Consider the following 13856-nt stretch of genomic DNA (forward strand, 5'->3'; position numbering starts at 1 on the left):
AAGGCTCCTCCCGGCCGATGGCCGACGCCGGCTCAGCCGAAGCTGAGATCACCGTGCCCGGCCATGCTGGCCTGCAGAAAGTGCTGCAGCGGGTTGATGCCTTCCGCGGCAACCTCGGGGTGGGCCGCCAGGTAGCCGCTGGTGGAGAAGTTCGCGCTCGGGTCGCGCCCTTCCTTCCAGCCGGCCTCCTCGTAGTGCTGCAGCGGGTTGATGCCGCCCCGCGCGATGTCGGGATAATGCGTCAGGTAGAAGGCGGTGTCGAAGAAGGCATTCGGGTTGCGCCCCTCGCGCCAGCCATGGGCGGCGAAATGCTCGGACGGATCGAGCCCGCCCTGCGCGATATCCGGGTAGGCGGTGAAGTAGAAGTTGTTGTCCACCAGCGGGTCCTGCGGACCGGTCGCGTGGGGCGTGGCGGCGAAGGTCGCCCGCCCCTGCGCCTCGCCGATGAGAAGATAGTGCGTCAGCGGCTCCATGCCGGAGGCCGCGACATCCGGGTTCGCGGCCAGATACTTGCCGGCGCTGAAGTTCGCCGAGGGATCGCGCCCCTCGTGCCAGCCATGCTGTTCGTAGTGCTGCAGCGGCTCGATGCCGCCCGCTGCCACGTCCGGGTTCTGGTTCAGGTAATACGCAACATGGAACAGCGCGTTGGGATCGCGCCCCTCGCGCCAGCCATGCTGCTCGTAGTGCTGCAGCGGATCGATGCCCGCCTGCGCGATGTCGAGATTATGCGCCAGGTAGAAGGCGGTGTCGAACCAGACACTCGGGTTGCGTCCCTCGCGCCAGCCATGGGCGGCGAAATGCTCGGACGGATCGAGCCCGCCCTGCGCGATATCCGGGTAGGCGGTGAAGTAGAAGCTGTTGTCCACCAACGGGTCCTGCGGACCGGTCGCGTGGGGCGTGGCGGCGAAGGTCGCCCGTCCCTGCGCCTCGCCGATGAGAAGGTAGTGCGTCAGCGGCTCCATGCCGGAGGCCGCGACATCCGGGTTCGCGGCCAGATACTTGCCGGCGCTGAAGCTCGCCGAGGGATCGCGCCCTTCGCGCCAGCCATGCTGTTCGTAGTGCTGCAGCGGCTCGATGCCGCCCGCTGCCACGTCCGGGTTTTGGTTCAGGTAGTATGCGGTATGGAACAGCGCGTTGGGGTCGCGCCCCTCGCGCCAGCCATGCTGCTCGTAGTGCTGCAGCGGATCGATGCCCGCCTGCGCGATGTCGGGATTATGCGCCAGGTAGAAGGCGCGGTCGAACCCCGCCGCCGGGAAGTCGGCCGAGTTCCGCGGCAGGTTGATGGTCAGATCCAGCGCGGCGGCGGCGGAGACATTGTTCGCCGCATCGGTCGCGGTGGCGATCAGGTGATGCAAGCCGCCGGAAAGCGCGCCCGTGGTCAGGCTCCAGGCGCCATCGGCCGCCGTGACGGTGCCGAGCAGTGTGGTGCCATCGGTGTCATAGACCCTGACGGTGCTGCCGGCCTCGGCGGTGCCGACCAGCGTCGGCGTGGTGTCGCCGGTGATGCCGTCGCCCGCCTGGCCGGTGTCGCTGGCGGCGTCGAGCAGCAGCGTCGGCGCTTCAGGCGGCGTGATGTCGCCCGGGTTGCCGGCGCTCACCGTCACTTGCCTGGGCGCCGAGGTGCTGAACTCGAAGTAGTGCCATTCCTGCGCGATGTCGCTGAAGGCCGACTGTATGGAGGTGGCGGCGAAGCTGTGCACGCCACCCGTGAGCGGCCCGGTTGTGAAGTGCCAGACACCCGTTGCATCCGCCTGGACCTGGGGGTCCACGGCGATGTTCGGGTCGTGCGGATCCTGGGTGGCGAGATCCTTGATCAACACCTTGGCGTTGGCTTCCGCCGTGCCGGTCAGCACGGCGCGGGTGCCGCCCTGGCCGTCCGGCTGGAGGGTGATGTCGGTGATGGCGGCAGTGTAGTCGAAATCCGCGCCGGCGGCGACGAAGTCGCCGACCAGCAGGTCCCGCGCGCCGTTCGCATCCGTTACCGAGCCGTGAACCGTTAGCGTCTGGCTGGGCGAGAGATGAAAGAGCACGCCTCCGCCGGCGGCCTGGGTGGCGGTCGCCATCACCTGGGTGAAGCTGCGGAAGTCGAAGCCGGGCAGGCTGATGACGTCGCCGCCATCCACCCCGGGGGTAAAGTCGAGAATTGTGTCGTTGCCCTCGCCGGCACGGATGATGAAGGTGTCGCCCCGCGGGATGACATGGCCCGCCGCATGCTGCAGCGCTCCGCCACCGATCAAGGTATCGTCACCGGCGCCGCCATCGAGAGTGTTCGGGCTGCTGTTCCCGGTGATGGTGTTGTCGTAGGCGTTGCCTGTCGCGGTGCGCCAGCCGTTACCGGTCAGCGTCAGATTCGCGTAACTGGCGTAATCGCCTGTCAGGCTGGCATTGTCCCAGCTTTCAAGCGTGAGGCTGGTGGGCGGAGGAGAAGCGGTCACGCGAAGGTTTCCTCTCGGGCGGCCGTGCGGCCATTGCAGCGCGAACGCCAGGGCCGGCGCCTGCGATGAACAGATGCCGCCAGGAAACGGGAGCCACGATACCGATCGGAGTTCCCACAGCGCCGCGTGTCCGCCCTGGCAGAAGCCGGCGCGACCCCTCACAGGAGAGTTGTCGCGCCGTCCGCTTACGTTTCCATTTTGAGACATCCGCGGTCAAGCAGACGCCTGAAAACTAAAACGAGAGCAACTTCAGTGGATTACGGGGCAGTAAGCTTTCGTTAATGCGTGGTGGGAGTGCCAGGCGCGGCCCTTAAAGCCAGCCCTTCCGCTTGAAGTAGAAGACCGGAAGCACGCCGCTCACCACCATCACCAGCAATGCCAGAGGATAGCCGAGATGCCATCCCAGCTCCGGCATATGGGCGAAGTTCATGCCGTAGATGCTGGCCACCAGGGTCGGCGGCATCAGCGCCACGCTGGCGACCGTGAAGGTCTTGATGATGCCGTTCTGGTCGATGTTGATGATGCCGAGCACAGCATCGAGCAGGAAATTTGCCTTGTTGTTGAGGAAGGCGGCATGCTCGACGAGGGAGCGGACATCGCGCATCAGCGTCTTGATCGAGTTCTTGGCTTCCTTGCGCACGGCGGTGGACTTCTCGGCCCCCACGAAGGTGAGGATGCGCGAAAGGCCGAGCAGCGTTTCGTTGGCGCGGCTGGTCACCTCGCCGACCTCGCCAAGCGCGATCAGCACGTCCTTCATCTCGGCGTCCCGCGCCTTGACCTTCACCTTGGAATGGCTGCGGGCGTTGCGGAAGGCGGCCCGGCTGGCGCGATCCATGTCGGCGCCGACGCGCTCCAGCACGTCGGCCAGCCGGTCCACGACCTGTTCGAACTGGCCGAGCATCACGCCATCCGCGCTTTGCAGAAGCGCCGGCGTGCGCAAGGCGCGGTTGGAGAAGACCGCGAAGGCCTTGGGCGTGGCGTAGCGCACCGTGACAAGGTGGCTCTCCGCCAGCACGAAGGTGATGGCGGTCGAACCATATTCCCCTTCGTCCACGCCGTAGAGGAAGTTCGCCGTCAGAAAGAGCGCCACTTCCTCCTTGTAGAGCCGCGAGGAGCTCTCGATCTCCTGCATCTCCTCGCGGGTCGGGATCTCCAGGTTGAGCGCCGCCTGGACCGCCTGCTCTTCCTCGCGCGTGGGCGCCAGCAGGTCGATCCAGATGGCCGCCCGCAGCTCGTCAGCGGTGGGAATGCCTTCGCCCCGGACGGTCCGCCCCTCGCGCACCGTGTAGATGGTCATCATGCGGTGCGGGCTCCTGGGCTGAAGGGTCTCAGGCGGCCTCGCCGGCCGGACGGGTTGCAGCGGGCAGGCCGAAGCGCGCGGCGACGCCCGGGAAGTCCGCCGCCTGCGGGTGGCGCGGGCTGGGCTCGGTGCCGTCCTGCGGCCGCACCAGCTGGCAGACCTGCATCCCGGCGGCGGCGGCGGCATCCAGCTCCTCCGCCACGTCGGAAAGGAACAGGATCTCGCCCGCCGGCCGGTGCAGCCCCTGCGCGATGGCGGCATAGCTGGCCGCCTCCCGCTTGCCGCCCACGGCCGTGTCGAAGAAGCCGCTGAACAGGCCGGCGAGGTCTCCGGCGACCGAATACCCGAAAAGCAGCTTCTGCGCCGCCACCGAGCCGGAGGAATAAACGTAGAGACTGATGCCTGCACGCGACCAGGCGCGAAGGCAGGGTGCCACATCCGGCCAGAGATGCCCCCGCACCTCGCCGCTGAGGAAGCCGTCGCGCCAGATCACGCCCTGCAGCGTCTTCAGCGGGCCGATCTTGGCGTCCTCCGCCATCCAGCGGCGCAAGGCGGCGGCAGGCTCCTCGCCTGGGCGGGCGGCCTGGCGGGTGGCCTCCAGGCAGGCGGCAACCTCGGGGTCCGTGCCATGCGCCAAGAGGAAGGCATCGAGCGCCCGCTCCGCGAAGGGGAACAGGGTCTCCTTCACGAAGGCGATCGCGCTGGTGGTGCCTTCGATATCGGTCAGAACGGCGCTGACCGGCGCCGCCGTCACTCCGTCACCGCCGGAAAGCGTTCGGAAATGTCGGTGCCCGTGTAATGCGGCGTCCAACCACTGGTCTCGGTGAAGACGCGCAGCACGGTGAAGGACGGCTCCTGGCCGGCGTCGAACCAGTGCTGGGCATTGGCCGGCACGCTGATCAGGTCGCCCTGGGTGCAGTGGGCGTCGAACACCTTGCCCGCGGCATGGATGATGAAGTTGCCCGCGCCCTCGTGAAAAAAGCGGACCTCGTCCTCGGTATGGGTGTGCTCGGCGAGGAACTTCTGGCGCATCGCCTCCTTTTGCGGGTGGTCGGGCGTCAGCTTGATCACGTCCGCGGTGCCGGCGCCGGTGCCGTGCATGAAGGCATCGAGCTGCGGCCGGTAGGCCTCCAGCACCTCTTCGGCCGCGGCGCCGGCGGGCAGCGGTGCCACCGCCCAGCGCTCGAAGCGGACATTGATCGGGGCCAGCGCGGCGGCGATTTCCGCGGCGTCGCTGCTGCGGAGCAGCTCGGCGCCGGTCGCGGCATCCCTGACGGTCAGAAGGCTCATCCGATCCTCCCCTGCAGAAGTTCACATTCCAACATGAATTCGAGCGCCTCCAGCCGGGCCAGAGCCGCCTCCATATCGCGCGCCCATACATAGACTCCGTGGCCGCGGATTAAATAGCCCGGAGGAACGACATTCATGGCCGCCCAGCGGCCTTCCACCGCCGCCTGCAGCCGGGCGATGTCCTGATCGTTGTCGAAGACCGGCAGCGCCACGCTGGCGTCGTGGGTGGCCAGGCCAGGAAAGGCCTTCAGCAGCTCGTAGCCGGCCAGTTCCAGGCTCTCTCCCGCGCGCCGGGAGAGCACGGTGTTCGCGATAGAGTGCCCGTGCAGAACCGCGCCCGCCTCGGCGAAGCGACGATAGATGCCGCAATGCAGCAGCGTTTCGGCCGAGGGACGCAGGGCCGCATCCTCGGGACGGCCGTCGAGGTCCACCACCATGACGGCTTCAGGCGTCAAATACCCCTTGTGGACGCCGGAACGCGTCACGGCGACGCGGCCCTCGGGCAGCCGCACCGAGAAGTTCCCGGCTGTCGCCGGGACCCAGTTGCGCCGATCCATCCGGCGGCCGGCGCCGATGATGGCCTCGATGGCAGGTTGGGGAAGGGGCAGGGTCATGCGGGCGCTCCGGAGCGGCGGGCGGTCGCGCCGCTGATAGCGCAGCCCTGGCCGGTCGCGCCAGGGGATGAGCAAGGCCGGAGCAAGCCCGCCTCAGTGAAAACAGCCACGGCCAGGACGGTCTCGCCGCCCTGGCCGTGCTGCTGTCCGTGGTCCGGTCGCTCCCGGCCGCGGCTCAGGCCGCGGGGTGAGAGGAGTTGGAGGTGTTCGGCTGGGCGCTGCCGGAGGGGCGGGTCGGCGCCGGGCCAGGCAGGTTGCCGGCCGGCGGCTGGTTGGCTTCCGCCGCCATGGAGGCATCCTTCTCGTCGTCCTCCTTCATGTTCTGCTTGAAGGACTTGATGCCCTTGGCGAGATCGCCCATGAGGCCGCTGATCTTGCCGCCACCGAACAGCAGCAGAATGACCAGCAGCACAACAAGCCAGTGCCAGATGCTGAAGGAACCCATAGCCACGCCTCGATCCAGTTTGGGCGGCCAGCGGCCTGGAAGGAATGGCCCCGCCGGCCTGACCGCGTCTCCTCGCCTCGATGGAGGACAGTAGTGTCCCGACCGCCATCACGCAAATGAGCAGATGGCGTGAATCGCGGAAGGAAACAACCGCCTCTTGTCATTCCGTGACAATTTGTCCATCTTAACGGTGATCCGGGCCCCTCTGGCGACCCGGCGGGCGCTGCCCGCCTTCGCGATGTCGGATCGACTGATCGCGCAATCGGGCCCGGCGCGCTGGCATTCTGGAGAATGGTTTTCCGTCCGGCCGGGCCTCAGAGAGGAGAGCCGTTCGGCATGGAAGCCTCACCCGTTTTCTGGCTCGTCTTCAACGCGGCCGTTCTCGGCCTGTTGTTGCTGGACCTTGGCGTCTTCGCGAAGAAGGAGGCCAATGGTGACCCCGCCCCGGTGCCGGTTCGCACCGCCCTCATCAAGTCGGCCGCCTATGTCGGCCTTGCCCTCGCCTTCTTCGCCTGGCTGCGCCTGAGCTACGGCAGCACGTCGGACGAGCGCAGCGCCAAGAGCCTGGAGTTCCTGACCGGCTACCTGATCGAATGGTCGCTTTCGGTCGACAACATCTTCGTCTTCGTCCTGCTCTTCGCGAAGTTCGGCGTGCCGCCCGCCTATCAGCACCGGGTGCTGTTCTGGGGCATTCTGGGCGCGTTGCTGATGCGCGGCGTGATGATCCTGGTCGGCACGGCGCTGCTGCGCGAGTTCGACTGGCTGATGGTGGTCTTCGGCCTGTTCCTGATCTGGTCGGGCTGGAAGATGCTGCGCTCCGTCGAGCAGGAAACGGACCCGACCACGAACCCCGTACTGCTCTGGCTGCGCCGTCACCTGCCGGTGACCGACGGCTTCCGCGGCAACGCCTTCACCGTGCGGGAAGCAGGGCGGCTGATGGTCACGCCGCTGCTGCTGGTCCTCGTGCTGGTCGAGCTGACCGACCTGCTCTTCGCGCTGGACAGCATCCCGGCCATTTTCGCGGTCTCGACCGACCCCTTCATCGTCTACACGGCCAACGTCTTCGCGATCCTGGGCCTGCGGGCGATGTACTTCGCCCTGGCCGGCATCATCCACCGCTTCAAGTACCTGAAGCATGGGCTTTCGCTCGTGCTGATGATCGTTGGCGCCAAGATGCTCGCCAACTGGTACGCAGGCGGAAAGGCGGTGCCGGTGGAATACGCGCTGATGGTCACCGGCGGCATCATTGCCGGCTCCATCGCCCTCTCGCTGTGGAAGACCCGCGGGGAGGAGGCTGGCGTGACGCCGGCCAAGTAACCAGGAAGTTGCCGGCCCGGCGGGCATCGCCGCCCCGGCATGTTTCCCTGTCTCCGCGGAAGGCGGCGGCGCCGGCAAACCGGACCGCCGCCAAACGTTGTCTCCGGCGTGGCAAGCGGCGGACGAAGCGCCGCCCTGGAGCGCGCATGAACAACCTTTCCCAGGCGGATGTCCTGATCGCCGGTGCCGGTCCCACTGGCCTCGCGGCCGCGCTCTTCCTGGCCCGGCGAGGCCGGCGGGTCCGGCTGGTGGATCAGGCGGAGGCGCCCGCCGCCACCTCCCGGGCCCAGGTGATCAATCCGCGGTCATTGGAACTGCTGGAGCCCACCGGGGTGACGGCCGCCGTGCTGCGGGAAGCGCGGCCCATCCGCGGCGTCCGCTTCTATGAGGGCTGGCGGCGCATCGGCGAGATCGACTTTTCCGGCCTTCCCGCGCGCCACGCCATGTCGGTGTTGCCGCAGGCCCGCACGGAGGCGCTGCTGACGGAGGCTCTGTCCAGGCACGGCCTTGCCCCGGAACGCGGCCTGCGCCTGGAGGCTCTGCGCCAGGAGGCGGGCCTTGTGCTGACGGAAGTCACCGACACGGCGGGGCGGCGGCAGACGTTGCGCAGCAGCCTGCTGCTCGGCGCCGACGGTGCCCACAGCGCGGTGCGGAAGGCGCTTGGCCTCGGCTTCCCAGGTTCCAGCTTTCCCGAGGCCTGGCCGCTCTTCGACGTCGCACTGAACGATCCGCTGGATCTCGACCATGCCCATATCGCCTTCGTCCCGCGCGGGCTGGTGTTCATGCTCGCCTTGCGCCAGGGGCTTTGGCGCGTCTTCGGCAACGTGGCGGCGCCGCTGGAGCATCTGCCGCCAGGGACGGAGGCCGGGGAGGCCGTCTGGACCTCGAACTTCCACATCTCCCACCGCCGCGCGGCGCAGGTGCTCGCCGGGCGCGTGGCGCTGGCGGGGGATGCGGCGCATATCCACTCGCCGGCCGGCGCGCGCGGCATGAACCTGGGCATCGAGGATGCCTTCGTCTTCGCCGCCTGCGCCGCCGACGCGCTGGAGGGCAGGCCCGGCCGCCTCGCCGACTACGCACGCCTGCGCCACCCCCTGCATGCCCGGGTGGTCCGGCGGATGGCGCTGCTGACACGGCTGGCGCGTGGCCGGCCGGCGTTGGTGGGGCACCTGCGGCACCTGCTGTTTCCCCTGGCCGCTTCCCTGGGGCCTGCGGCACACCGGATGCGCGACTTCCTGGCCGGAATTGACCAGCCCCTGGAAATATCCTGAGGCCGCAACGCCTGCGGCCGGCAGCGGCGCGGAACGGGCGGAAGGCCGCTCCAGCTGCGGTTTGAGCGCTGGCACACGCCAGGGAAGCAGCTTAGAAACAGCATCATGTCGGCAAAGCCCAACCTGACGCCCCTGCCCGGCGCCTGCTCGGCCTGCACCGTACGGCCCTTCGCCCTGTTCCGGGTGGTGCCGCAGGCGCGGGTGGGGGAGATCGCGCGCGTCCGCTCGGCCGTGCGGCTCGTTCGGGCCAACGAGACGATCCGCGACACCGTGTTCACCCTCTATGCCGGCTGGGCCTTCTCCTGGACCACCATGCCGGATGGCCGCCGGCAGATCCTGGACTTCCACCTTCCCGGCGACCTCGTCGAGCGCAGCGAGGACGGCGCTGAGGTTTCGGCGCTGACCGACGCCAGCTTCTGCGTCCTGGCCCGCGACCGGCTCTGCGACTTTATGGGCCGGGATCCCGGCCTCGCCATGTCCTATGCCGAAGGCCTATCGCGCGACCGGTCCCGGCTGCGCGAGAGGTTGACCAGCCTTGGCCGCCGCGATGCCGTGGGACGGCTGGCGCATCTGCTGCTCGAACTGCACGGCCGCTTGCTGCGCCGCGGCGGCGCCGACCGCACGGGCGCGCCGCTGCCGCTGAAACAGGCGCACCTGGCGGATGCGCTCGGCCTCTCGGTGGAGCACGCCAACCGCGCCCTGGCCCTGTTGCGGCGCCAGGGGGTGGCCTCGCTGCAGAAGGGCCGCCTGGAGATCCTCGACCGCGCCGAGCTGGAGGAGCTGGCCGGCTGGTCGAGCGCGCCGGCCGAGCCGCCGCTGGTCACCGTCAAGGTCTGAGACCCCTCCCCCTCAGGACCGCCGCGCCGGCCCGGCGAGGCAGGCCAGCACGCCCAGCGCTCCAAGCCCCAGCAGCATGGTGGCCAGGCCGGGCGAGCGGTTCAGCGACATCTGCGCGCTGCGCCGCATCGCTTCCTGGCCGAAGGCGCCATGCACCGGCGAGGGCACGGCGGAGGGCTGGAACAGCGTCTCCTCGCGCCGCGCCCCGGCGCGCCCGGAATGCGAGACCTGCATCCCTTGCCCGAAGCGGCCCAGCGCCCAATCCAGCACGCCCGGCATCACCGTGTTCGCCATGCCGAGGGCCACGGTCTGCCCGCCCACCTGCACCTCGCGGCGCCGCTCGGTGATGGCGAGGTGGATGGCGTCGGCGACGATCTCCGGCTCGTACACCGGCGGCGGCGGGCGCGGCACGCCGTCCTCCAGGCGGGAGGCCGCGTGGTTGAAGAAGGGCGTGTTGGTCGAGGGCGGGTGGACGATGCCGAGATGCACCCGGCTGCTGTCATGCAGCAGCTCGGCCCGCACTGCCTCGGTGAACCCCGCCACCGCGTATTTCGCGGCGGAATAGGCGGATTGCAGCGGCACCGCCCGCAACGCCACCGCCGAGCCGACATTGAGGATGGTGCCATGGTTGCGCGGCTGCATGCGGCGCAGCGCCACGCGGGTGCCGTTCACCACGCCGAGGTAGGTGACCTGGGTGACGCGCCGATAATCCTCCTCCGGGAGATCCATGAAGCGGCCATAGGCGCTGGCGCCGGCACCGTTCACCCAGGCCTGGATCGGGCCCAGCTTCTGCTCGATCTCGGCGGCGGCCCGTTCCAGCGCCTCGGCATCCGAAACGTCCGCCGCGACCATGCAGCCGCTGCCGCCGGCGCGGCGCACGTCGGCCAGGGCGGCCTCCAGCCCGGCCTCGCCGCGCGCGATCAGCCCGACATTCCAGCCCCGCCGCGCGAAGAGGGCGGCGGTGCAGCGGCCGATGCCGGATGAGCCCCCGGTGATGGCCAGGACAGGACGGGAAGTGACGGGACGGTCGGACATGGGCGGAGCTTCCTCCTGGCCAGGTGCGGATACGGGCAGGCCACCGGGCCAGCCCTCCCCCTCCACTACCGCCGGACAGAAAGGAGGTTCCCCGGCCTGAGGGAACCGGCTGGAGCTTTCCTGCGTTCAGCTTCCGCAACTCCGGCGACAACCAGCGAGAGCCTCCGATCATGCTGACCGAAGCCGCCATGGCGGTCGAGACATCCCGGCGCCAAGCCCCTTCCGCCCCGGACCCCGAGGCGCAGGCGGAGGCCGCCGCGGCCGGGCTGCGCTACGTTTCCGACGAGATGCCGGGCCTCACCCGGCGGCGCAGCGGCAGCGGCTTCACCTACCGCGACGCGGAGGGAAGGACGGTGAAGAACAAGGTCGTGCTGCAGCGCATCCGCAGCCTGGCCATCCCGCCCGCCTATACCGACGTCTGGATCTGCCCCCATGCCGACGGCCACATCCAGGCCACCGGGCGCGATGCCAAGGGCCGTAAGCAATACCGCTACCATCCGGACTGGCGCGCCGCGCGGGATGCCACGAAGTTCCAGCACATCATGGACTTCGCCCGCGGCCTGCCCGCCCTGCGGGCCCGCGTGCAGGCGGACATGGCCAAGCGTGGCCTGGGGCGGGAGAAGGTGCTCGCCACCGTGGTGTACCTGCTGGACACGACGCTGATCCGCGTGGGCAACGAGGACTATGCCCAGGCCAACAAGAGCTACGGGCTGACCACCCTGCGCGACCGGCACGTGGCGATCGAGGGCAGCGCCCTGCGCTTCGCCTTTCGCGCCAAGAGCGGCAAGGAATGGCGACTTTCCATCCGCGACCGGCGCGTGGCGAAGGTGGTGCGGGCCTGCCAGGACCTGCCGGGGCAGACCCTGTTCCAGTATCTCGACGAGGAGGGCGAGCGCCAGGCCATCGATTCGGCCGATGTGAACGCGTACCTGCGCGAGGCCACAGGCCGCGACATCACCGCCAAGGACTTCCGCACCTGGGCCGGCACGGTGCTGGCCGCCATGGCGCTCGCGGAGTTCGAGCGCTTCGACAGCAAGGCGGCGGCCAAGCGCAACGTGAAGGAGGCCATCGAGCGCACCGCCTCCCGCCTCGGCAACACGCCGACCATCTGCCGCAAGTGCTACGTCCACCCCGAGGTGCTGGAGTGCTATCTGGAGGGCGAGTTGCTCATGCAGGTCCAGCGCGAGGTCGAGGCCGAGCTACGGGAAGAGCTTTCCGAGCTGAAGCCCGAGGAGGCCGCCGTGCTGGCCTTTCTGCGCAAGCGCCTCGCTCTGGCGGCCAAGGCCGTGGCCTGACCCTCCCCCCTGCCCTTCACCGCGGCTGCAGTTCCAGGCTGAGCCGGCCGATGGCGTGCAGCGCCAGGAACAGTCCGGGCAGGTCCAGCGCCTGCAGCATCAGCCCCTGCGGGATGCCTGACAGCACCTCCCGCAGGGGCCACAGCTCCACGGTGATGTCCTCGCCCGCCTCGTGCGCGGTCGGTCCGGCAGGCACAGCATCCATCGCCAGCACGGTATGGACGCGGTTGCGGTGCGTCACCGTGTTGGGGCTGAGGCTGGAGATCAGGCGAAGCGCCGGCGCAGCGAAGCCGGTTTCCTCGCGCAGCTCGCGCGCGGCGCCCTCCAGCGGATCGGTGTCGGACGCGTCCATGCGGCCGGCGGGCAGCTCCAGCGAGGAGCCGCGCGCGCCGTGCCGGTACTGGCGCACCATGACAAGCTCGTCGGCGGGGGTGATGGCGACCACATGTACCCAGTCCGGGTAGGCGAATGTGTAATAAGGGTCGAGGATGTTGCCGCGTGCGTCGCGGCAGGCATCGGCGGTGACGTCGATCCAACGGTCCCGCACCACGGTGCGGCTGGACAGAACCTGCCAGGGAGGGGTTTCGCTCATGGCTCCAGGATGCGGCGCCAGCCGCGCCGGGTCCACCGCTCCCCGCCGCGCCGGAAACGCTCGCTCGGGCTTTTCTCGTGGCGGCGGCGGGATGAAGGTCGGCCCAGGCCACAACAGGATGAGGAACCCGTATGCGAACGACACTCAACGAGGACCTGGCGGGCCGCTTCGCCGGCATCGCCCTGGGCCATGTCACGCGGGAGTATCCCAACAAGCTCACCCATGGCCTGGCCGGGCCGGAAGATGCCCGCACCCCGAGCGCGCTTCACCCCGTCTTCTACGGCAGCTTCGACTGGCACTCCTGCGTGCATGCCTACTGGATGCTGGCCCACCTGCTGCGGCGCTTCCCCGACATGGCGCCGGCCGCCGCCGTGCGCGACCTCTTTGACCGCCAGCTCACCCCGGAGAAGATCGCCGGCGAATGCGCCTATCTGGCCCAGCCCGGCGCGCGCGGCTTCGAGCGCCCCTATGGCTGGGCCTGGCTGCTGAAGCTGGCGGCGGAGCTGGATGGCCTTCCGGACATGCCCTGGGCGGGCCATCTGGCGCCACTTGCAGAAGCCTTCGTGCAGCGCTTCCGCGACTTTCTGCCCAAGGCGACCTATCCGGTGCGGGTCGGCACCCACTTCAACACCGCCTTCGGCCTGCGGCTGGCCGCCGACCACGCGGAGGCCACCGGGGACGCCGCCTTCCTCGCCCTGCTGCGCGACACGGCCGAGCGCTGGTACGGCAATGACGAGGACTGCCCCGCCTGGGGAGAGCCGAGCGGCGACGACTTCCTCTCCCCTGCCCTGATCGAGGCCGAGTGCATGCGGCGCCTGCTGCCGCGCGAGCGGTTCGGCGAATGGTTCGACCGCTTCCTGCCGCGTCTCGCCACCGCCCAGCCGATGCCGCTCTTCCGCCCCGCCGAGGTCAGCGACCGCTCGGACGGCAAGATCGCCCATCTCGACGGGCTCAACCTCAGCCGCGCCTGGTGCTGGCGCGCGCTGGCCCGCGGGCTGCCGGCGGAGGATCCGCGCCGCGCGCTGATGGACCGCGTGGCCGACCTTCATCTCGCCGCCGGCCTGCCGCATGTCGCCGGCGACTACATGGGCGAGCATTGGCTGGCCAGCTTCGCCGTGCTCGCGCTGGAAGCCGGAGAAGCCTAGGCCGGGGCCAGGAGGGGCACCGCCCCTCCTGGATCACCCTGCCAGGGGCGTTGAATGCCCCCGGACGCCCACATTTCTCAGGCGAAGCCGGCGCGCGAGGGCAGCCCGCTCCGACGCAGCAGCGCCACAACCGGGCACATGCCCGTGAAAGACGCCTGGATGAGGTGGACCCCCATCAGGCCCGTGAGCCAGAGCCAGCGCAGGTCATGGAAAACGGCCAGCAACACGCTGCCCAGCACCACGACTCCCACGACCAGAAGAATCATCCTCTCCTGCGTCA

At 69.3% G+C, this 13856-nt stretch carries 14 protein-coding genes; 5 read left to right on the forward strand and 9 right to left on the reverse strand.

All coding sequences use genetic code 11. The features are described from left to right. Positions 1-32: 32 nt before the first annotated feature. The 6 genes from E0493_RS02470 to E0493_RS02495 all read right to left on the reverse strand — a co-directional run bounded on the left by E0493_RS02470 (position 33) and on the right by E0493_RS02495 (position 6084). Complete coding sequence (locus E0493_RS02470) at positions 33-2435, reverse strand: Ig-like domain-containing protein (protein ID WP_160935338.1); 2403 nt, start codon at positions 2433-2435, stop codon at positions 33-35. A 310-nt stretch (positions 2436-2745) separates the two neighbouring features. Beyond that, positions 2746-3735: a magnesium transporter CorA family protein gene (locus E0493_RS02475; RefSeq protein ID WP_160935339.1), complete on the reverse strand. Its 990-nt coding sequence runs from the start codon at positions 3733-3735 to the stop codon at positions 2746-2748. Positions 3736-3763: 28 nt separating this feature from the next. Next, on the reverse strand, positions 3764-4489 hold the full coding sequence (mtnC, locus tag E0493_RS02480) for an acireductone synthase (protein ID WP_160935340.1): 726 nt from the start codon (positions 4487-4489) through the stop codon (positions 3764-3766). Beyond that, entirely contained in the window at positions 4486-5025 is a 540-nt protein-coding gene (locus tag E0493_RS02485; protein WP_160935341.1) for a 1,2-dihydroxy-3-keto-5-methylthiopentene dioxygenase, read from the reverse strand. The genes mtnC and E0493_RS02485 overlap by 4 nt, the downstream gene beginning before the upstream one ends. Continuing rightward, positions 5022-5639 carry a methylthioribulose 1-phosphate dehydratase gene (locus E0493_RS02490; protein ID WP_160935342.1) on the reverse strand — a complete coding sequence of 206 codons (618 nt, stop codon included), beginning with the start codon at positions 5637-5639 and terminating at the stop codon, positions 5022-5024. The genes E0493_RS02485 and E0493_RS02490 overlap by 4 nt, the downstream gene beginning before the upstream one ends. Before the next feature lie 175 nt (positions 5640-5814). Continuing rightward, positions 5815-6084 (reverse strand): twin-arginine translocase TatA/TatE family subunit, encoded by a 270-nt coding sequence (locus E0493_RS02495; RefSeq protein ID WP_160935611.1) that lies wholly within the window; start codon positions 6082-6084, stop codon positions 5815-5817. Between the two features lie 336 nt (positions 6085-6420). Between E0493_RS02495 and E0493_RS02500 the strand changes: the two genes are divergently transcribed. From E0493_RS02500 to E0493_RS02510, 3 genes are all read left to right on the forward strand, one after another. Then, positions 6421-7401: a TerC/Alx family metal homeostasis membrane protein gene (locus E0493_RS02500; protein ID WP_160935343.1), complete on the forward strand. Its 981-nt coding sequence runs from the start codon at positions 6421-6423 to the stop codon at positions 7399-7401. Positions 7402-7547: 146 nt separating this feature from the next. After that, entirely contained in the window at positions 7548-8672 is a 1125-nt protein-coding gene (locus E0493_RS02505) for an FAD-dependent oxidoreductase (protein WP_160935344.1), read from the forward strand. 105 nt (positions 8673-8777) lie between these two features. After that, positions 8778-9509 (forward strand): Crp/Fnr family transcriptional regulator, encoded by a 732-nt coding sequence (locus tag E0493_RS02510; RefSeq protein WP_160935345.1) that lies wholly within the window; start codon positions 8778-8780, stop codon positions 9507-9509. Between the two features lie 12 nt (positions 9510-9521). Here E0493_RS02510 and E0493_RS02515 read toward each other — a convergent pair whose 3' ends face one another. Further along, the gene (locus E0493_RS02515) at positions 9522-10544 is read right to left on the reverse strand and encodes an SDR family oxidoreductase (protein WP_160935346.1); all 1023 of its coding nucleotides are present in this window, start codon (positions 10542-10544) and stop codon (positions 9522-9524) included. Positions 10545-10714: 170 nt separating this feature from the next. Here E0493_RS02515 and E0493_RS02520 point away from each other — a divergent pair, with 170 nt between their 5' ends. Then, positions 10715-11839, forward strand: coding sequence for a DNA topoisomerase IB (locus tag E0493_RS02520; RefSeq protein WP_160935347.1), 1125 nt, complete (start codon positions 10715-10717; stop codon positions 11837-11839). Positions 11840-11855: 16 nt separating this feature from the next. Here the strand turns inward: E0493_RS02520 and E0493_RS02525 are convergent, their stop codons facing one another. Further along, positions 11856-12431, reverse strand: a complete 576-nt coding sequence (locus tag E0493_RS02525) for an NUDIX hydrolase (protein WP_160935348.1) — start codon at positions 12429-12431, stop codon at positions 11856-11858. A 131-nt stretch (positions 12432-12562) separates the two neighbouring features. Between E0493_RS02525 and E0493_RS02530 the strand changes: the two genes are divergently transcribed. Beyond that, the gene (locus E0493_RS02530) at positions 12563-13576 is read left to right on the forward strand and encodes a DUF2891 domain-containing protein (RefSeq protein WP_160935349.1); all 1014 of its coding nucleotides are present in this window, start codon (positions 12563-12565) and stop codon (positions 13574-13576) included. 77 nt (positions 13577-13653) lie between these two features. Here E0493_RS02530 and E0493_RS02535 read toward each other — a convergent pair whose 3' ends face one another. Next, a complete protein-coding gene (locus E0493_RS02535) occupies positions 13654-13842 on the reverse strand; it encodes a YgaP-like transmembrane domain (RefSeq protein WP_202396863.1) in 189 nt (62 codons plus the stop codon). Positions 13843-13856: the final 14 nt, after the last annotated feature.

This window comes from Teichococcus coralli (genome assembly GCF_009829925.1).
Taxonomy (GTDB): Bacteria; Pseudomonadota; Alphaproteobacteria; order Acetobacterales; family Acetobacteraceae; genus Pseudoroseomonas; species Pseudoroseomonas coralli.